The following is a 22,289-nucleotide window of genomic DNA, read 5'->3' as shown; positions in this document are numbered from 1 at the left end:
ACCTCAAATCACCATGACACCCAACAAAGCGTTTGCCCTGCCTGCCTTGATAATGGCACTCCTCGCGCCACTGACGATTGTCCACGCGCAAACAGCCGCCACGCCCAAGTCGACTTCCACTCCCGCAGCCTCCGCAAGCAGCCCTTCAGCTCGGCAATACGCGGTCATTACCGGACGCGTTTTCAACATCGCCAGCGGTGCTTACGTTGGGAACGCTGAAATTCGCCAGGAAGGCACCAGCAATCTTGTCTATACTGAGGATGACGGCAGTTACTCCATCACTGTCCCTCCCGGCAAGGTCAGCCTTGTCGTCAGCTACATGGGGCTGCACCCAATCACACGCTCCGTTGATGCGGTTGCCGGCGGCACCAACACGGCCGATTTCGACATGCGCGCCATTTCGTTGGACACCGGCCTCCCGACCACGGGGCCCTCTCCGAAGGACGCCGAGGTCGTCATGCTTGACCGTTTTACCGTGACCTCCGAGCGTGATGGTCAGGCTAGGGCCTTCATGACACAGAAGAAGGCCGACAATGCAGTCACTGCCATCACCGTTGACCAGTTCGGCGAGCTTACCCAGGGCTCTGTGGGCGAGTTCATGAAATACATGCCTGGCGTCACACTGGATCTTGATGACGAAGGTGAGGCCGCCTATGTGCGAGTTGGCGGTCTCGATCCCAAATACGCAGGCTTCTCGTTGGACGGCATGTCCCTCGCCTCCGCAACCGAGGGCAGCACCCGTGCCAATCACTTCCAGCAGATGTCCATCACCGCCATCGAGTCCATTGAGTTCAATCAGACCTTGCTCGCACGCATGCCCGCCAACAAACCGGCTGGATCGTTCGAGATGAAAACCCGCTACGCGTTCAATCGCAAAAAGCCTGTCATCTACTTCGACTTGGGCCTCGACGGCACTGGAAAGACTGTCGAACTGGGGCGCGCCTATTTGCCCGACAACAAGAAGCACACGCGCACTTACCTTGGCGGACGCGTCGGTTTCGGTGGCGCTTTTCTTAAACGACGCCTCGGCATTGAGGCTAGCGTCAGCCGTTACGCCAACTATCGCAATGACCAGCGGCATACCGTTCAATACACCTATCGAACCCCTCCCCATAACAATGTCGCCACTGGTGAATATACCAACCCGAACCCCGGCACCACCTTCGTCACGCGCAACGGCCACCTTGAGGCGCTCGAAGGTCCCACCATCCGCCAGATTGAATGGCTCGACGGCCCGCGCATCATAACCACAGAGTCGGTCAATCTTTCCGTCGATTTTAAGATTACGCCCCACCTTACTTTCGCTTTCCGCAGCAACTATAACTACCGCGAAAACGAGTATTATAACGTCTATTACCAATTGTCCGCCAGAAATCGCGATGACGACATGGACGTTAATGTCAACCAAGCGTCTCCCGGTGCGCACCCTTCCTCCACGCTCACACACTGGGTTGTGGCAAATACCGGTCCTGGCGGCACTCAGGCGCTGGAATCCTTCCTCATGGAGTCACCCTCTTTCCGTGTCGACAAAAAGACCAACTATGCCCTCTCTCCCCGCCTCGAATACAAAAAAGGTCCGCTCGAAGTCAGTCTGCGCACGGGCTATTCTTATTCTGATACCGAGCTAAGTGATAAGGACGAAGGCCGCTTTCGAGCCGTTCGCAACCGTCTCGGTGGTCTCAGTTGGACCGCTTCGCGTCCTTCCAGTGATTCCCCTGAATGGACCATTGAGCAAACCGGCGGATCCCTTTGGACTGAACCCCAAAACATGGGACGCGCCGCCACCTACTTGTGGGATACTTGGTATGATGACCCCCATTTTGTCAGAAATACCCAACTTTCCGGATCTCTCGACGTTACCTACGCCTCGCGTGTTTTTGACCACCCTGTCACTTTCCGCGCTGGCGGCATGATGCTTGAAAGCGACTACAGGCGTCGCTACAGTCGCACTCGATTTGACTACATCGGCCCCGAGGGCATGCAGATGGCATCACTCTTCCCCTATGCTGAAAACTATGTTTTCAACATGGATCTCGGCGGCAAATCCGGCAACATCAATGACCAAAACTGGCCGGTCGTTGATCAGGACGCACTTTATTCCTCGTATGAAAGTCACCCCGAGTGGTTTATTTTAAACGATGTGGACAACGTTCTTCAGTCTCTGATGGGTCGCCGCGACCTGACGGAACGCATCACCGCCGCCTATACGGAAGCCACCACGCGTTTTGGCAAATTCTCCCTCAATCTCGGCGTTCGCGTAGAGCGCACCGAAGTCGAAACCCTCATTACCCGGATGCTCACCAATCAGGAAATTGCGGCCTTCGAGCTCTATGCAACACCGGAGGAAGTTGCCACTGGCAAGTTTAACACCAATACTATTGAGGGTGTTCGGTTCCAGTATAACTACGGCAACCGCGACAAGCGCACGGATGACTACGACAATCTATTCCTTTCAGGAGGTATCAAATACGATCTCACAAAAAACCTCCGTTTCCAGCTCTCCGCATCCCAAGCCATTCTTCGTCCTGATTACGGCAATCTTTCCGGCACGGTGAATTATCCCACCTATTTTCCCACAGATTTGTGGATTCCCAATCCCAAGCTCAAGCCCGAGAAAACCACCAAATTCTACGCAGGCTTCCAATGGTATCTTAAACCTTCAGGCATCTTTGAAATTTCCGCCTATCGGCTAGATATCAAGGACTTGCAGATCAATAATATGCAAATCACTGCAGAGCAAGCGGAATATCAGCTTGGATACTCCCTTGAGGAAGCGCTGAAGGGCATGGTTACTGATTCCGGAATTGTGATCGATGAAGAATCGGAAGAGGAGCAGACGGTCTTCAAGAATATTCGCGATATCGGATACCGTTCCACTATCAACGCCAAGGGCACTCGTATCGTTTATGGTATCACTGTTAGATACGACCAACAACTCACCTTTCTCCCCGGTCCGCTCAAGGGCATCGGCATCTTCGGTTCCTTCACTACCGCCAAGATTAAAAACGCTGAAATCGAGGAGGAAAAGATCGGACGCGCCAGCAAATCAGCCAACGGCGGCATCAAATATCGTTATGGTCGTTTTAACATCCAGCTTCGCGGCTCTTGGACGGACGACGCCCTCAAATCCATCAGCCGCCCCTATCCCGGGCAGGAATGGACCCTCAATGATAACCAATATCAAAAGGCTAGGTTTGTTGTGGATCTCTCCGGTGGCTGGCGCCTCAACAAGAACCTCGAGTTGAGTTTCTCCATCCGCAATCTTACACAGGAGCCGATCGAACGGTATTCCAACGTCTCCGGACGTCTTAGCTGGTATAGCGTCCCCGACACCATCTGGAATCTCAGCTTGAAGGGCAGCTACTGAGCGATTTCCACCCCGGTTTTAATCATATAATAAAGCACAAAAACCATTCCCATGAATACCCGCATTCTCTTTATCCTCTGCGCCATTCTTCCCTCCGTGCTCGCCACGAAAGCTTGGACTCAGACGCCTCTTCTCCCATCCGAAAACGGCACCTACTACTACATGGGTTACGATGCCGGAAACGACCGCTATGTCTACAGCACCAGGGTCGCCACCACCGACGAGGACACCGGACAGGTTACCTTCTCAGGCACCTATTATTACGTGGACAGCACCGGTGTGACCACGGTTGGCGAGGCAAACGACGTCGTGCCCGGTCCCTACCGCGCAGTCGTCAACAACGGCGAGAACACATTCCAGTTTTACAATGCCCACGCGGGTCTCGCCACCCTCAATCCCAGCGGCACCTCGCAGGACTACGCCGTGAGATCCGGCACTTGGAGTGTCAGCGACATCACCTATACGCTCACCGGTGACGCCGATGGCTCAGGCATCTGGCTTGTCGGCTACACCGGCACCACGCTCCACCCCGTTGCTTACACCGGTAGCAACGTCAACGTCTTTGTTACCAGCACCGCCAACGGCAGCCGTCAGGCAATATCTATTCGTAGCGGCGCATCCCTGTCCCTTTCCGGTGGCACAATTTCAAAGGTGGGCACCGCCAACGCCGATTACTCCGAAACCTTCTACATCGTTGGCAATCAGGAGGGGTTGGGGAGCACCGCGCACTTCCGCGGCGAGGATCTCACCATTATTTCCTCAGGCCGTGCGCTCGAGACCTTCAATCAGGGAAATGGCAACACCTTTGTCGAGCTCTACCGCTCCACCATCAGTAGCACCATCAGTGGCGCAAATCCCAACACCCAGGTATTCAATCTTAACGACCAGCAAGGCCAGGGAGGCGCGCACTTCTACGGTGAAAACCTTACCATAGACGTCGTCAACACCAGCACCTTCTCCATTCGCACTTTTGGCATTGGCTACGGTGCCAACACCATCACGCTCAAGGACTCCACCATCACGACTGCCGGCAATCCGGGCCCCATTTTCCGCTGGAAAACCTCCGAGGGCACCGGTGGATACGCCGGCGGCAACGAGGCCATGGCTGACGGACTCACCAGTGTCGTCACCCTCGAAAACACCACCGTCACCTCCAACGGTGTCTATGCTCCCATCTTCCACCAAACAGGGCGACTTGGGAAAGCCATTGTCACAAACGGCACACTCACCACCACCGAGGCCAATTCCCCCATCATTCGCCTTGTCGGTGCCAATGATGCCAAGGATGAAAGCAAGTTCGCCGGCCTCTTTACCAATGTTGTTTTGGACGCCCAAAAATCCTCTGTCATCGACATCGATATGAAGATCAAGGATGCCCTCAACTCCGGCGAAGACGGTGGCGGTGTCGGCAAGGAAGTCACCACCCTTATCTCAACCACTTGGGATTTCTTCATCAACAGCTCCACTCTCCAGGGCACCACCGCCTTGCGCATGGCCACCGCCGGTGCCCATCACAGCCCTTACAGCAACTGGACCAATCTTTATGTTAAGGACTCCACCGTCAAAGGTGCCATCGAGATGCATGCAGGCCTGCAGGCCTCTGGCACAATTAACGTGGGGCATCAGGAAACTAGTGGCGCCAATCTTCTCGTCCAGTCGCACAATTCTCATTTTAGCGGTGGTTTCTACATCACCGGCACCGAGGATGCCCGCAAAACCCACCAAGCGAGGATCGAATTCTTCAATTCTACTTGGGAGGGTGACATTGTTGCCACCAATCGCGGCGAAACAGTGCTCTATTTTACAAACAGTCCGCTCGAAAACACCAATTTCGCGCTTTCCGGCTCCACCAACACTTTCATCGATCTTATCAACTCTCCCATTACGGGCGGCATCTCCCTTGATGGCACCGCGACACTCATCAACAGCCCTGGTCGCGATGTCAACGGCCGCTTTGCCACTGTCCACAACTCCTCCATTACCGGTGGATTCTCCCTCGCGGGTTTATCCAAGGTTGACCTCACGTTTACCGGGGACACCGTCGTTTCCAACGGCATCCAAGCTTCGGGCAGCGCCACCGGCACCTTCCGCTTTGAGGAAGGCACCTCGATCAATGGTGGCGTTGAGCTTTCTGGCACCGCCTCCATCACCATTAAATTTGCCAGTGAGAGCCAGTTTACCGGGGACCTCGTCGTCAATGACCGGGCCAAGCTCGCGCTTTCCACCTTTGCCGGCACTCCCATTTACCTCAATCGCAGCTTCACACTTGGCGGCATCTGGAGCGTTCCGGTAAAAACCACATTGGAAGGCTCCCTTGATCTCACAAATCAGTTTGCCACCATCCACTTGCCTAAAGCCACCGAGGATACGCTGGTTCTTGCATCCGGACTTACGGGCAATGGGCGCCTCGCCATTGACGCCATCGACGGCACCGCCTTCAACATGGATAGGATTCGGGTCATCGAAGACAAGACCAACTCTCTCGCTCCCGACGCCCTTATTCTTGCGCACCCCGTCGAATACGGCCTCGCGCGCTACACCCTTGAAAACCAATCCGATGGTGCCTACCTCGTTGGTGGCCTCAACAACGGCTCCTTCGGAGACGGTGGCGGTGCTGTCATCAACACTCAGGCCATGGCGGTCGAGGACTGGTTCGCCTCTCTCGCGTCCGTCAACCACCGACTCTCCCAAATCCGCCAAAATAATGCAGACGTTTTCTCCGGCGTCTCCGGTGCCTCCCAAGCGCAAGGCGATGCGGGCGGTTTCTGGTTCGAGGCTCGCGCCGACTCCTCCAGGGTTGACTTCGATAGCTCCTTCCGCGATTTCGAATCGCGCACCATCGGCCTGACCGCCGGTGTGGACGCCCGTTGGGACTTCGACACAGCTACCTTCACCGCCGGCATCTTCGCCGACACTTCCCGCACAGATCGCGACTTCGCCGGCACCGCCGATGGACGCACCACCTCCGCTGGCGGCGGCGTTTACATTTCCTATCATCATCGCAAGGGGCTTTTCCTCTCAGCCATCGGCCGCTACGATATCCATGAAAACACTCTCGATAGCAATAACCACAACAACGCCCTTGGTGCCGATTTTCATTCGCAGGCTGGCGGTGCCGCCTTTGAGGCAGGCTGGCACTTCGACTATGGCACCGGCTGGTGGTTTGAGCCCTCCTATCAGATAGCCCTCGCCACGTTCCCCAGTGTTTCCTACACCACGGACTCCACCCGCACCGCCAACAACGGTTATAATATCGAAACCGAGGATGGTCGGGCCACCCAGCACGCCTTCCGTTTTGCGGTGGGCAAGAGCTTCGCCGAGAAATGGCATTTTCGCGCGCATCTCCTCCTCGCCTCCACCGACGCCAGTGGTAGCGAATTAAAGATCAAGGACAATAATATGACCAATCCCATGTATACAAACTTCGGCAGCTTCACTATTGCCAACGACCGCGTCGAGGTTTCCGTGGGCATCGCGCGCAATATCGGCGCCAACGGCCGCCTTGGACTCGACATCGCCTACAGTGAGGCCGACGATTATACCCGACCCTACTCTGTCTTCCTCGGTTACAGCCACCGCTGGTAACCGCCAAAAAAAGACCAAACCCGCCTTTTAAAAACACCATGAAAATGCCTGACGCCATCCCCATGAAACTCACCCGTTCTCCCCGCCAGGGTTCCCTAAGATTTAAATTTGCGACCCTCTGCGCGGTGCTTCTTACTGTCGCCGTGCCGGTCAGCCAGGCGGATGCGGATCCCACCACGATTATCGACGTTGCTGATGTCACCGTTTCCGGCAGCCATTGGGAGATTGTCGGCGACACTCTCTACACCACCACCTATTCCAACACGGCCTCAGGCAACATTTATGACACCACATGGACGGCCACCAACGCCCTCATTGTTGCAGATGTCGGCGACGCCAGGCTTACCATTGCGGGCGACGGCACAATCGCCACCACTGGGCGCGTCAGCGTGGGAGAGCGGGCCGGCGTGGCGGGCACTCTTGTCATTGAAAGCGGCGGCGTGTGGAATTTCACCGGAGATACTTCGCAAGCCATCAACACTGTCACCAAGATTGAGAATTCCTCCATCACTACCGGTAGCGCCACCAACTACATGGCCTTTGAGATCGGTTCTCGTGGTGAAGGCGTGATGCATATAGCCGCTGGCGGCACTGTCAGCGGCAGCGGTCAGATATCGCTCGGCGTTCATGTTGGCGCCACCGGAACGATCCTTGTTGACGGCTACCTGAAGACCACCAACGACCTCCAGCTCGGCGGTTATTACCCCACGGGTGGCCCCGCGGGTGGCAACGGCACGGTCATTGTCAATTCATCGGGCACTTTGATCGCGGGAAACATCCGTGTTGCCTACGGCAATTCCCTCGCATCTACAGGAACACTGATTGTCAATAGCGGCGGCTACGGGCAGGGCGCCTATCTTATTGTCGGCCACTGGGGTAACGGGTATTTTCATCTCGACCGTTCCGGCACGTTTAGATCCAACAGCTATTTTGCCTTCGGACAGGGTGACGATAGTGCCAATCGTCTCGGCGGCGTGGGATACGGCCTCATTGAGGGCCATGCCATTGCGGGCTCCTACTTTAATGTTGGTGGTAACGGATTGGGCCTGGTTCACATTGCCCGCACAGCCACCGTTGACATAGGCACCTATTCCAACGTTGGCAATGGGGCCACCAGTTCCGGCAGTCTTGTCATTGACGGCAACTACAATGTGGGCACCACGATGTATGTTGGCAGCACCGGCACCGGTTACCTTCATGTGACTAACAGCGGCACTCTCAAGGTGGGAGATCGGTTCGCGTCCGGTAACGGACTTGGCTCGCAAGGCACTGTCATCATTGACGGCTACGTCAGCACGGGCATCTTTAGTATTGGCTACACTCGGCAGACAGCCGCCAATACCGTTGCCGCCACTGGTGTGCTCTATCTGAATTCAACCGGCACCATTATCTCCAAAGAGGTGGGTATCGGCTATCTCGGTGCTGGCTCCGGTGCATCGATCGCCAACACCACCGGCACCGCGTGGGTGGACGGCTACTGGCATGCGACCGGTAACTTCGGAGTGGGGCGCAGCGGCGACGGCGTCCTCCATCTCAGTTCAAGCGGCACTATCATCAACACCGGCAACGGTAACATAGGTGCCTATTACAGTTCTGGCCACGCCAATGGTATCGCCTATGTGGACGGTTACTGGCAGACCGGTGCATTGTTTCAAATCGGTGCCGCCGGCAACGGCCAGCTTCAGCTCAGCACGAGCGGCACCATAATCGCCGGCACCGACATCAACATCGCCTCCGGAGCGAATAGCACCTCAAGCGCCGTGATTGAAGGATACCTGAGCGGCGGGGGCAAATTTGTTGTCGGCACTAGCGGCCGCGCTTATGTCGATCTCAAAAGCTCCAGCGACGTCACGGCGAACGGTGACTACATGCAAAACAACAAATCCACGCTTGCTGTGGAACTCCTCAATACCCGGAAACGGGACACAATTGATCCGAGCCTCGCGGCTCCCATTATTTCAGTGGGGGGGGCAGCCACACTCTCAGGCACGCTGTATGCATACGGTGCCGCCCTTCTTGATGTCCCCGAGTTTGAATTTAACGCGGATGGCTATGCCAAGGCCAGCACGCTCACCGGCATCCCCATTCTTCGTGCCAGCGGCGGGCTCACCGGTGACTTCGATCGTGTCGAAATGCCCGATCTGCCCATTCCTTCCACACTTCCCGACTTTATTCGTGGCGGCGGCCTGAAGGTTAATGAAGGCGGGGCGCTCGACACCCGCTACGACGTGGGCTACGGCGTCGCCTGGCGAAGCGGCGTCGACTCTGCCCATGGCACCTTCACCATTGATGATGGATACACCTTCGAGGTGGACATCCAGCTCGCCGACCGTCCCAACATTCCCTTCAGCACTGGCTGGGACGGCCACTCGCTCATCAAGCGCGGCGACGGCTCCCTTATCCTTTCGGTCGAAAACACATACACCGGAACGACCACCGTTGATGGAGGCCGCCTTATTTATGATGGCCCCCAAACGCACTCCATGGGTGCTCTCGTCAACAACAGCATCGTCGACTTTGGCGGCACGGGCGACCGCTCCCTCGTCGCCACGTCCCTTGCTGGCAGCGGCACCTACCTCATGAAATTCAACCTCAACGCCGGCACCAGCGATTACCTTAACATCACAGGCGACGCATCCGGTTCCCACCACCTTGATATTGTCGCCGTTACCACGGGGGAGCGCCCCACCGGCGACGAGGGGAATATCACACTCCTCAGTATTGGAGGCGTTGACCGGACTTCCTTCACCGCAGACATCACTCTTAATGGGCAGCGCGTCCACGGTGGTTTTGACTATGGCGTTTTTCAATATTCCATAGAGATGCAAGGCCATGAGCTTCTGATCAAAAACGTGGGGCTCCAGGCCGACGTTCGCGATACCATCAAGGGCATCCCTGGTGCCCAAAGCCTTATGTGGTTCGACCAAATCGACAATGTCACTCGTCGATTCGGCGAGCTTCGCGTTCCCCTTGAAGGCGAATTGGGTCTCGATTTCTGGGCACGCGGGCACGCCTCATCCTCCGAAATCGGCGGCGGCACCACTGAGGCACGTCTTTCCGATGTTGATCTGTGGGGAGCTGAAATCGGTGCCGATTACACTTGGCTCCTTGATGGCGAGCGCGCCACGGTCGGTGCTTATGTGGGCGTCGGCGGCGCATCCCAAGATTTCGCCGGAGGTTCTTCCGAAGGTGACAGCGACCTCCTTGGCCTCGGCATTTACGGTGCATGGATCACCGATTCCGGCTGGTTCCTTAATGCCACTCTTTCGATGGCTCAATACGACAACCAATTTGAGGCCAACCGCGCCGGCCCCGCCGGCTACACCATTTCCGGCGATTACAAGGATCGCGCATTCGGGGTCACCGTCGAGCTTGGCCACCGCTTCAACATCAAAAACGACTGGTTCATCGAACCCGCCGTTCAGGGCGCCCTTGTCCGCCAAACCCGCGGTAGCTGTCACACCGACACCTTTATCCGGGACGGCGAGTTCGAGGCCCTTCGTCTCCACGGCGCGGACGCCACCATCAATCGCTTCCGCGGCGCCATCCGTTTCGGTCGCGCCTGGCAGCTTTCCAACGGCAGCTGGCTCGAAATCGCCGCTCGCGGCGCGGCTATCCGCGAACGCAGCACCGGTGGTGAAATTAACATAGGCTCCGCTGACGAAGATCGCTGGCGCCCCAATCTGGACGGCGAGCGCTTTGAAGCCGGTGTCGGTGTTTACTGGCAGCCCTGCAAAAAAGGCCAGCTCTATTTCGATTATGAATACGCGACTGGCGACAACTTCAATAAACCTTGGGCCATTAGCCTTGGCTTTCGCTTTTCTCTCTAACTAACCGTTCTTTTTTTCCTCATATGCACAGTCAGGCCCACGCTCTCTTTTTCAAGCGGGTCGCGGGCCTGCCCCTTAAATATGGGTTTCCCATCCGTTCGCGTCCAGACGCGTCCGGATGCTGAAACACTTGATGCCACGCGGCGAAAAATCATCTTTTTCCCAATTGCCGCCAGCCTTACTGTTTTCCTCAATGACATCCCTCTCAAAAAAAATTCCTCTATTTATCCTCGCCTCGTTTTTGCTGGCCGCGCCCGCCGCTTTTGCGAAAAAGGTGATCGACAATGATTTTGAAAAAGGTGTTCCGAGGGAATACAGTCCCGATAAAAACTTCAAAATCGCCACGGACACCGTTTATGCACGTTCAGGAAAATATTCCTTGCATCTTGCCAAAAACGCAGGGTCTGCATCAAACGCCGTTTATTATGACCTTGATGGACGGATGAATTTTGTCGATGCCTGCGAATTTTCCGTTTGGGTCTATACCAAGTCCAAGACAAGGGTCGCCATTTACATTTCGACGGACGATGGTGGCGGACGTTATAATGTTGCCGAGGCACATGGCACGCTCACGCCTGGCAAATGGTGCCAGATGAAAGGGGTTGTTCACGCGGGTGACTGGCGTAAGCAGGATCAGCAAACGCGCTTTGTCATTCGCAGCTATGGCGAGTGCTGGGTCGACGACGTTTTGCTTGAAACCAGCACGACAGTGACACCCGCGCAAGCTTGGCCCCGCCTCAAGGCAATGATCCAGTCGAGGACTGCCAAGCGCATCTCAACCGTCAAACTTGGCGACACCCTCACTCTCGACGCACGCAACGCCGTCCTCGCTCCCGACACTGCCCGCGTGGAAGTTTCCCTGCCCGACACTGCCTCGACCATCATCCCGGAAGAGGGACTGCTGGTGTTTGCCATTAACGCCACGGAAGATATTGCGCTCACCGGCTCGCTCCAACTCGAACCCGATGCCGACCTGCGCCCCGGATTGCGCGTCACCGTGCTTGCCGACGACACTGTTATTGCCGCTCCCGCCGTAAAGGCCAAGGCGTGGAAGGGGACTCAATCCGGCAATCGTCCCGGCCCCGCACCGAACATCAAGGGCGAGCGCCCATCCTCCACCGTCCCCCTTGCGCCCTTCCGCTTAAGCAAGGGGCGCCATTATATCACTGTCGCGGGGCCCCACATTCGCTCCGGGGGCACCTTTGCGAAACTCGAACTGCAGGCCGCCGCGCAGCCTGCCGAGAAGCCCCTCTACACCTTCGGACTTCTTTCCGACACGCATCTTGGCAGCGGCCGTCCCGAATGGATGAATCTGAAACTCAACGCCCAGGCTGGCGCCGAGTTGGAGGCTGCGCTCCGCCAGCTCAAGCGCGAAGGCGCTGGCTTTGCAATCATTGCGGGTGATATGACCGATGCTGGGCGCCGCAGCCAATACGATGAGCTTTCCCGTATCGTCAAGCGCGCCAACCTGCCCGTTTACGGCTGCCTCGGCAACCATGACACTTTCCGCGATTCGCGCAAAAAAGACATCGCGGAAACAATACCAAAACTCTTTCCAAACGGTCCCGCGAACACCGACTATGCCTTTTCCAAAGCCCCCCTGCGCTTCATCGTGCTCGATGGATCCCACTGGTATGGCAAGGATACCCCCGTTCAGGGTTTCAGGGGCGGCAAGGCCGACAAAACCACCTATCTTGAGAGCATGAGCGATTGGTTGCGCGCCACTCTCGCCGCTGACACCACCACGCCCACCATCGTTATTTCCCACTATGAGTTCTTCCTCAATCGCGGTGTGTCCCCCGTGAGCGGTTATGATCTCGGTAAAGGTTCCGTGATGGACAAAAAACTCATGGTTACTCTTGCCGCCGCTCCCAATGTTGTCGCCACGATGAACGGGCACTATCATTATAATGCCGTCGGCAGCTATCACGGCATCACCAGCATTCAGAACCCGGCTTTCGTTGAATGGCCCAACGCCTATCGCGTTTGCCGCGTCTATGCCGACCGCATGGAATGGGAAGTTCGTCAAATGTCCAATCGCGGGCTCCTTCGCGAGGGAGTCGTGCCGAAAAAGAATCTCCTCTGGATGCTCTCCACCACCAATGATGACCTTGCGGGCACTGTAAAACTGGCGCCGCGCACGCCCGTGACGACTGTGATCGACGAGGATTTTGAGGGAAGCACCCCGCCGCGCAGCATCTTCGGTTATCGCGTGAGCCGCGACATTGACACGACCCGCGCGCACTCCGGCAAATCCTCACTTCGCGTCAAAACAACGGGCAAGGACTGGGGCACCGTCGGCTATGATCTCGACAAACTGATGGATTTCAGCGCCGCGGGGGAGATATCCCTCTGGGTTTATGCCGAGTCCGCCGCGCGTGTGTCGGCGTATGTTTCCGCGCAGGCAATCGGCAACAAGGATCGCCACACGGTCGCCCGTCTTGCCGGCAAAATCGAACCCGGCAAATGGTGCCAGTTGAAGGCGCAAATCCCCGCCGGCTACTGGCGCATGGACGAGAAGGACGTCCGCCTTGTGGTTCGCACTCATGGCGAGTGCTGGATCGACGGCGTCAAGATGAGCGCCAAGCGTCCAGATCGGTAAGCCAATGACTATCTCAACCTAAAAAATGTCCCCTCCCATTCTAAAACCCTTATGAACGCCCATCCCGTCGGTGCACAACATCAAAGCTGAAACTCGATAATTTATGAAACCCTGCCTACACAAAAACTCAAAACTGAAACACAAACTCGCGGGTGCCGCGGCGGCGCTTTCGCTCTTTGTTAATTTCCTGTCTCCCGTTGCCATGACACCGGTGTTTGGAGCCGATGTTTACTGGGGCGGCGGCACAGGTGCCATAACCGACAATAAGTGGTTTTCCGACACAGGCCTCATCTCCCCTGGCACGCTCGCCCCCAGCGGCGACACCATCAACATCGCCAGCGGCACCCTCTACATTGATAACACCTCATTGGTTAGAGACTCCAACATCGGCCTCGCCGCAGGCGACTATGCCGCCGTCATCGTCACTGGCACATGGAACAACACTGCCGGAGAACTCTCCATCGGCGGCGTCAGCGGCACCAGCGCGGATTTCCCCGCCCCGACCGGTGGAGATGGCTCTCTCTCCATCCTCGGCTCCGGCTCTGTCCGAGCCAGCACCCTTTACGTTGGCAGTTACGGCTCCGGCTCTCTCTATGTCGGCAAGGATGCCATGCTCTACAACAGCGCCAACGCTTGGTTTGGCCGCAACATCGGGGGAGCGGGCACGGCCACCGTCGACGGCATCTGGAGGGTCGGCGGCTACACGGTGGTTGGTAACAAAGGGGCAACCGGCGATATCAGCTACAATACCATTACCATTAATGAAAGCGGTTCCCTTATTTCCACCGGATACCTCCGCCTTGGCAGTGATATTAACGCTTCCGGCACCGTTATTGTTAACGGCTTCCTCCAAGTCACCAGCACCAATGTCATCAATTCCATAGGCTATCGTGGGAATAATGCGACCGCGGATGATGTAGCCGGCACCGGTGTCCTCATCATCGGTCAGACCGGCACGGCCATCTTTAGCGGTAGTGAGACCACACTCGGCCATCTTGGCATGAACTCCGGCGCCACCTATCGCACCAACGGTTCCGGCACCGCCATCGTCGATGGTGTCTGGCTGCTGAACAATAGCAACCTCAAGGTTGGACGCTCCGGCGCGGGCTACCTCCACGTTGGCCAGACCGGCACTCTCAAGGTCGGCACTTTTGCCTACATCGGCGACGGCAACAGCGTCAACAATACTTCACACACGGCCACCGGTCCGATCGGTGGCACCGCCATCATCGACGGTTACATGAGCACAAACAATCATCTCTACATAGGAAGTGGCGCCAACTCCCTTGGCTCGGCCTTGGTTTCGGGCATTCTTACCGTGGGCACCAACATTCGCGTCGGCGGCTCCGGCACCGGCACCCTCGAAATCCTCTCAGGGGGCACCGTCATTCAACGTGGAGCCGACAACTATGTTGCCTCCGCCGTCAGCGCCGGCGGCAGCGGCGATATCATTATCCGCAGCGGCGGTTATCTCAATGCCGGCAAGCGCAACGATACCGGCAACGCCAACTTCGGCATTGGCTGGACTGGAACAGGCTCCATGCTTATTGAGGCCGGCGGCACCGCAGTCTCTTCCGGCAACGGAGGCGAAACCGTCGCATTTTCTCTCGGTAACAACGCCACCGGCCAAGGCACCGCCACCATAGCCGGCCATCTTATTGCCAAACACGGTTACGCCGCCATCGGCCTCGCCGGCACTGGCACGCTTGAGATTGTCTCCGGCGGTCTCGTTGCCGCGGACCGCGTCCGCATTGCCAGTGCTGCAACCAGTAAAGGCACCCTTATTCTCAATGGAGGCATGCTCGAAACCCGCCAAATAGCGCTTGGTGCTGGTGATGCCGCCTACATCTTCAATGGAGGCACGATTCGCGCCGCGGCGGATACGGACGATTTCTTCTCCAACTTCCCCAACCTCGATCTTGGCGGCAATACGCTCACGCTCGACACCCAAACCTTCGCCGTCACCGCTACCACTACACTTGTTGGCACAGCAGGCGCCACCTTGGATAAAACTGGCATCGGTTCGCTCATTCTTACCGCTAACAGCTCCGCTTACGCTGGCACTCTCAATGTCCGCACGGGATTCCTCGCCAGCGGCAACCCCGCCACGAAGCTTGGTGGTAACGTTAACATTCTCTCCGGCGCCGGTCTGGACCTCCGCAATGCAGCCCTCGAAACCACGGGTAATCTCACCTTGGCCGACGGCGCGATCTGGGCCTACTCGCTGGAGAACCAACAAGAGCTCCTCGCCAACAATCTCACTGTTCAGGGGGACGGCACGATCTTCCTCGACCTCGGCAGTCTGGGTATCGGCGATCTCTCCATGCCCGTCGCCTACACCCTCGGCACCTATGCAAACGGCACGGGTATTGGCAACCTTGACACTTGGGCAGTCTCCGGTGGCACCATTGCGTTCGGAGCTGCGATTGATACCACCTCTGTTGCCAACACAATCACGCTCAACGTCAACAACGCGGGCGTGGACTTCCTCTACTGGCAGGGGGGCAACGGCAATTGGGACAATGCCTCTGCTACATGGAAAATTTCCGGAAGCCCGGTCAAGTGGGGCTACGGCGGTCTTGGTATTTTTGATTCCGGGGCCGGCACCGTGAACGTCTCTGGTGTTCAATACTTCGACGGGCTCCAGTTTAACGTGGACGGCTACACCCTCGCTGGCTCGGGCACTTTGGCCGGCAATGTTCTCAGTGGTGATGGTTCCGTCAAATTTAACGTCATCAACACCAATGCCACGGCCACGATCAACACCGCTATCGTCGGCTCCAAATTCAGCAAACACGGCTCCGGCGCCCTCACCCTCGGCGGCCCGGTCAATGTCGCTCTCCACGGCTACGTCGGCCAGGGGCTGCTCACTATTGGCGAGCAAGGTTATTTCACCCTCGGAGGCAGTCTGCTCGTAGGCCCCACCGCTGGCACATCCGGAACCCTTGTCGTTAAAGGGCTCCTGCAGTCTGAAAACCTCTTCCAAGTCGGCCATGAGAGCGAGGGTGTTGTCAACGTCGCATCCACAGGCACCGTGCTGGTAGGCACAGATTTCAGCATCGGTGAGGGCGCGACGTCCTCCGGCACTGTTTTCGTTTCTGGATACATGAGAAACGACAGTCGCAACAACGGATGGTCTCGTGTCGGCAACGAAGGCAAGGGCTCACTCATCATCAAGGAAGGCGGATATTTTGATACCGGCTATGGTATTACTGTCGGCACCAAAGGTAATGCAACGGGTTACTTGGAGGTCGAAAAAAATGCCACATTGCTTTTCAAAAATAATAAAAACCTCATCCTTGGGGATGCCGATGCCGCCAGCGGAACCGTCGTCATAAGCGGCAGTGTTCTGAATGTAAATACTCTTTACATTGGCAATAAGAGCACTGGTGACAACACTCTAACTATTAATGAAGGAGGCTATTTGGGCGTCACCGCCAATAGTTGGTATGCGCGCGGCGATACGAGCACCGGTCTCAATAGTGCCTACATCGCCGGCACGTGGGACACCGGTGGCTACTTGGTCATCGGCAACAACACAGGCCATAACATACTCGACATTGCCTCCACCGGCACCGTCATCGCCCGCTCCACCGGCATTCGCATCACCTATACACACCCCGACTCCACCGCCTACGTCAACGTTGACGGTTACATGGAAGCTGCGGGCACCGGCTATATTATAGTCGCCCATTACGGCGACAGCTATATGCGCATCGGTAACACCGGCACCGCCATAGCCGGTGGCTACATCAGCATCGGCCAGGGCGACACCGCTAGCGGCGGGGTCACAAATCCTCTTACCGCCAGCGGCACCGTGGATGTTTACGGCTACGCGCGGGCCGGTTCATATCTTCAGGTCGGCAACCGCCTAAATGCCGTGCTTAATGTGTTTTCCGATGGGATTGTGAAATCCGGCAGCTATCTGCGCATGGGGGGTAACGCTTCCGGCACCGGCACCATCAATCTCGAGGGCACTCTCGACATCGGCACCTACGCCGACATCGGCTACGCCGGCAATGGCACTATTAATGTTCTTGATGGCGGGCAACTTACCGTTGGCAGCTATCTGAATGTCGGACCCAGTGGCACAGGCGTCCTCAATATCGCACCCTCCGGCACTGTCAATGTAGGCACCAACTCCGCCATTGGCGGCACCGCCAATGGCGTCGGCATAGCCACCGTCGAAGGTCTTTGGATTACCCAAAACAACCTCTATCTTGGACGCGATCCCGCCAATAATCCCTCCTTGGGTAATATCAGCTCCGGCGTTCTCGATATTCTCGCCGGTGGCACGGTCACTGTCGGGGGCGACTTCATCGCCGCCGCTTCGGGCACCCTCAACAACCCCGGCGTCTATTCTACCGGCACAGCCCGGATACTCGGCACGCTCGATGTTGGAAACAACCTCTCGCTTGGCGAGCTCGGACACGCCTATCTCGCCATTCAGGATGGCGGATTCGTCCGCGTCTCCGGCACCACTATCCTCGGTCTCGAAACCACAGGCACTGGTTCGCTCCTTCTCAACGGCGGCGTTCTTGAAACCGGCCAGATCGCTTTCGGCGCGGGAGAGGCCAACATCCTCTTCAACAGCGGCACCATTCGCGCCAATGCCTCGGTTGACTCGTTCATCCTCAACGCTCCGGTCCTTGACCTCGACGCTGGTGATGTGACCATCGATACCAACGGCTACGATATCACCGTCCAAAGTGCCCTCGCCGGCACATCCGACGCGGTTCTCGTCAAAACCGGCTCCGGCGCTCTCGGACTCACCGCCAACAGTGCCGCCTTCACGGGCACACTCACTGTCAACGCTGGCTCCCTCGACATCGCCAGCGCCAACGCCAATATCGGCGGCCTCATTCATGTGGCCAATGGTGGCGCACTCCGCTCAACCCACGCCGATGCTACCGTCTCCAATGTCACCATCGCGGCGGGTGGCGCGCTTGACATGCGTGTTGCCGACATGGCCGTCGATAACAGCATCACCCTCGCCGACGGCGCCCTCTGGCACTACTCCCTTACCGGAACCCACACGCTTAACATCGCTAGCTCGGGCACGCTCATTATTGACGGGTCCGGTTCCTTCCTGCTCGACCGCGCTGGCAAGGATTTGGACGATATTATTGGTTCCTACACTCTCGCCACCTACACCAATCTTGTTGGCGGGAGCAATCTTACCGATCCTGGAAAGTGGAGCATCATCGGCAGTGACTTCGATCTGACGGCCTTGGCCGAGCTTGATATTCTTATCGATCCGCATGCCATCAAAATCGTCATTAGCACGGCCGAAGTTGCCGTGCTTCACTGGCAGGGTGGCTCCGGCGTGTGGGATACGGTCACCTCCAATTGGGATCGTGCCGGCACGCCCTCGATTTGGACGGAAGGAGCCCTCACGGTCTTTGATTCTGGAACAGGTAACGTAGACGTTGCCGGCCGCTACACCATCTATGGTATGCAGTTTGGCGACCTCGGCGATCCCAACGTAGTCGTCAACTACACTCTCGATGGCACCGGCACGCTCACCGCTGTTGCAGCCCCCAATGTCAGGGTCTTGAACGCCAGCAGCACTGTAACCATCAACGCTTCCCTCAATACACCCGGTCTCAATAAACTCGACGTCGGCACACTCGTCCTCGGCGGAAAGTCCGACTTCGCGGGCACTGTGGACGTCAAGGAAGGCATCCTTGGCATTTCCACCACTGGTGACGTCAGCACCGCCGAAATCAAAATCGAAGGTTCTGCGAATCCCCAGCTTACCGTCGCGGGTCTCCTCGACAACACCGGCACCCTAACGATTGGCGGCACCCTCAACGGCTCTCTGACCGTTCAGGACGGCGGCCTCGTCAGCCAGGGCGCGGAAACTCGCGTGGCCGGTGCGGCTGGCTCAGGCCTCCTCCGTGTCGAAAACGGCGGCACATTCGAGCAAACCGCGAGCGACCTCCACATCGGATATGAAGCCACCGCCAGCGGCACCCTTGAGGTCGCGTCTGGCGGCACACTCGAAGTCGCCAACTCCCTCAACGTGGGCGTTTATGGATCCGGCACCGCCCTCATCAACGGCTCAGCCACCGCCGCCTCCGCTTACGTCGGCGTGAACGAAGACAACACGGGTGTAGTCACCGTAGTCAGCGGCGGCACCTTGGCCACCACCAACCAGCTCAGCATCGGACACAACACCGCCGCCAGCGGCACTCTCTTCGTTGATGGTCTCGTCAACAACTCGGGAGCCTTGTATCTCGGCAACGCCGGCACAGGCGTCCTCGAAGTCGGTGTCACCGGCACCTTCGCTAACACCACCGACTCCACTACACACATTGGCTCCTCCGTCGGTTCCAGCGGCACTGCAATCATTCGAGGCCTCTGGGATAGCGCCGCCGCGATCCATGTCGGCAACGCAGGCACTGGCTCGCTTCTTGTCGAAATCGGTGGCACCCTTCGCACCGTCGGTTCCTCATACATTGGACTTGAAAGCACTGGCGTGGGCGACGCTGTTATCAGCGGTTATTGGAACAACGATGGCTCTATCATCGTCGGCGGCACCGGCTCGGGACACCTCAAGATCGCTTCCACCGGCACACTCATCAACAGCAACTTCTCTGGTGGTGCCGCTGACGGTTCCAGTTCGATAGTCGATGTGGACGGCTACTGGCAGTCTGCCAATATCGTCCTTGGCGAGCTATCCTCCGCCGTCATCAACATCACCGCGAATGGCTCCGTTCTTGCTACGGGTAATACCACCCTCGGCAACGCTGGAGGCGTCGGCACCCTCAATGTTGACGGACTCTATACCTCTAACGGTGCCATAACCCTTGGCGCGAACGGCTCCGGAGCCCTCAACATCGGCGAAGCGGCTCTCGTCACTGCCAATAGCTTCGTAGTCGGTAGCAGTGCCAGCGGCACGGGCGTCATTAGCATCGCCGCCAGCGGTTCCGCTGTTACCGCGGGCCAATATCGCCAGGGCGTCAACGGCATCCTCGACATTATCGCCGATACCTCCCGCTCCACTGCCTACATCACCGCTGACAGCGCGTCGTTGTCGGGCACCCTCCAGATCGCCGGTGCTTCCTTTGCCTACACCCCGGTCGCCAAGGCCAGCGAAATCTCCGACGTCGGCATTCGCATTCTCGACGCCACATCCGGCACCATTGCAGGCAACTTCACCAACATCACTGGGATCGGTGGCAGCGGACTCCCCGATTACATTGCCATTGGTGGCCAGGCACGGGACAACGGCGACGGCACCGCTTCCTACTACGCCGGCTACCGCCTCGCATGGAACACCCTCTCCGGGGCTCACGGCACCTTCACCATTGAGGAGGGCGAAACCTTTGAGGTGGACACCAAGCTTGGTGACCGCTTCGGCCCCGGCCCTGCTGACTGGGATGGCAAATCCCTCACCAAGCTTGGCACGGGCACCCTTATCCTCAGCGGTTCGAACAGCTTCACCGGCACGCTCAACATCGCCGAGGGCACGGTTCAACTCGGCGGCCCCGTCGAGCATCGCTACGGTCAACTCGCCAACCACGGCGTGCTGAACATTGGCAACATTGCCTCCGACGACTACCGCTCCGTCGAGGTCAAGGGGCTCTCCGGTAACGGCTCCGTTCTCATGAACGTCAACCCCGGCACCGGTGAGAGCGACCGACTCATCGTCAACGGCGACGCAGAGGGAACCCACAATCTGGTTCTCGGCGCAGCCGCCAGCTCGATCGCGCCGACCAGCGACAGCCCGGCGCCCGTCCTTGCCACGATTTCCGGCGAAAACAACGCCACCTTCACCGGCGGCCTTGACTTCGAGGGCACCAACTACGCCGTTGTCCAAAGCGCGCCCGGCACCATCATTCTCGCCACCAACGGCCAGTCCGATGCGTTCAGCGCGATCAGCAGCGTCCACGGCGCGCAAAGCGTCATGTGGTTCGCCTCGCAGGACAACCTCTACCGTCGCATCGGCGAATTGCGCTCCATCAGCGAGGAGCCCTCGGGCAAATACTCGGTCTGGCTGCGCGCCCGCGCCGAAAACTCCAGCTTCAGCTCCAGCACCAACATGCGCCCGTTTGACATGGATCTTTACGGCTTCGAGATCGGCGCCGACAAGACCATTGCCGCCCTGTCCGGGCGCATGGCTCTCGGCGTCTACCTCGGATACGGACACGCCTCGCAAGACTTCGACGCGCGCAACGGCTCGGCCGACGGCGACAGCGACCAGCTCAGCCTCGGCGCTTATGCCGCGTGGATGAACGCCGAAGGCTGGTTCGCCAACGCGACCCTTACCGGCGCGCTTTACGACAACGAATTTACCTCGACCGCCCAAAACGGGTCCACTCCCACCAAGGGCAGCTACGACGACACCGCCATCGGCCTTTCTCTTGAAGTCGGCAAGCGCATCGCGCTCGACCAAAAGATCGGCGCGGGTTGGTTCGCCGAGCCTTCGACGCAGCTTTCGCTCGTGTATCTCATGCGCGACGATTACACCACCAAGGGTGACAATCTCGCCGTGGACAGCGACGACGCGACCATCGCCCGCCTGCGCGCCACACTGCGCGCCGGACGCGCCTGGAAGCTCGCCAACAGCCATATCGAAATCGCCGGACGCATTGGCGCGGCCTACGAGGATAGCTCCGGCGGCAAAATCCGCGTGAACGACGGCACCCCGTGGCGTCCCAACGTGGACGGCGCTCGTGGCGAGGCCGGTGTGGGCTTGATCTGGCGTCCGACCGCCGCCGGCCAGCTCTACTTCGACTACGAGTTCGCCACTGGCGAAGGCTATCAGAAGCCTTGGTCCATCAGCCTTGGCTACCGTCACGCGTTCTAATCAAAATACAATCTTCGTATTAATCACTTGGGAGCCGTCACACACAGACGGCTCCCATTTTCGATACGCATATCAACACACTCCGCGCAC

General features: G+C 57.9%; 6 protein-coding genes. 5 read left to right on the top strand and 1 reads right to left on the bottom strand.

Translation table 11 applies throughout. The features are described 5' to 3' along the window. Positions 1 to 13: 13 nt before the first annotated feature. From M2103_RS01830 to M2103_RS01820, 3 genes are read left to right on the top strand one after another with little or no spacing between them, the layout of a single operon-like run. Positions 14 to 3,367, top strand: a complete 3,354-nt coding sequence (locus tag M2103_RS01830) for a TonB-dependent receptor (protein ID WP_277508375.1) — start codon at positions 14 to 16, stop codon at positions 3,365 to 3,367. A 51-nt stretch (positions 3,368 to 3,418) separates the two neighbouring features. Continuing rightward, entirely contained in the window at positions 3,419 to 6,952 is a 3,534-nt protein-coding gene (locus M2103_RS01825; RefSeq protein ID WP_277508374.1) for an autotransporter outer membrane beta-barrel domain-containing protein, read from the top strand. 38 nt (positions 6,953 to 6,990) lie between these two features. Then, entirely contained in the window at positions 6,991 to 10,782 is a 3,792-nt protein-coding gene (locus M2103_RS01820; protein ID WP_277508373.1) for an autotransporter outer membrane beta-barrel domain-containing protein, read from the top strand. A 75-nt stretch (positions 10,783 to 10,857) separates the two neighbouring features. Here the strand turns inward: M2103_RS01820 and M2103_RS01815 are convergent, their stop codons facing one another. Then, a complete protein-coding gene (locus tag M2103_RS01815) occupies positions 10,858 to 11,133 on the bottom strand; it encodes a hypothetical protein (protein ID WP_277508372.1) in 276 nt (91 codons plus the stop codon). Between the two features lie 91 nt (positions 11,134 to 11,224). Between M2103_RS01815 and M2103_RS01810 the strand changes: the two genes are divergently transcribed. Beyond that, on the top strand, positions 11,225 to 13,384 hold the full coding sequence (locus M2103_RS01810; RefSeq protein WP_277508370.1) for a metallophosphoesterase: 2,160 nt from the start codon (positions 11,225 to 11,227) through the stop codon (positions 13,382 to 13,384). 103 nt (positions 13,385 to 13,487) lie between these two features. Continuing rightward, complete coding sequence (locus tag M2103_RS01805) at positions 13,488 to 22,199, top strand: autotransporter outer membrane beta-barrel domain-containing protein (RefSeq protein ID WP_277508369.1); 8,712 nt, start codon at positions 13,488 to 13,490, stop codon at positions 22,197 to 22,199. Positions 22,200 to 22,289: the final 90 nt, after the last annotated feature.

Source organism: Ereboglobus sp. PH5-5, assembly GCF_029504805.1.
Classification (GTDB): domain Bacteria; phylum Verrucomicrobiota; class Verrucomicrobiia; order Opitutales; family Opitutaceae; genus Ereboglobus.
Note: the sequence above shows the minus strand (reverse complement) of the source record. Positions and strands in the feature narration are given on the sequence as shown.

Bases quoted from the DNA above. Each gene is read 5' to 3' on its own strand.
- M2103_RS01830 (WP_277508375.1), top strand. From the start codon at position 14: ATGACACCCAACAAAGCGTTTGCCCTGCCTGCCTTGATAATGGCACTC.
- M2103_RS01805 (WP_277508369.1), top strand. From the start codon at position 13,488: ATGAAACCCTGCCTACACAAAAACTCAAAACTGAAACACAAACTCGCG.
- M2103_RS01810 (WP_277508370.1), top strand. From the start codon at position 11,225: ATGAATTTTGTCGATGCCTGCGAATTTTCCGTTTGGGTCTATACCAAG.
- M2103_RS01820 (WP_277508373.1), top strand. From the start codon at position 6,991: ATGAAAATGCCTGACGCCATCCCCATGAAACTCACCCGTTCTCCCCGC.
- M2103_RS01825 (WP_277508374.1), top strand. From the start codon at position 3,419: ATGAATACCCGCATTCTCTTTATCCTCTGCGCCATTCTTCCCTCCGTG.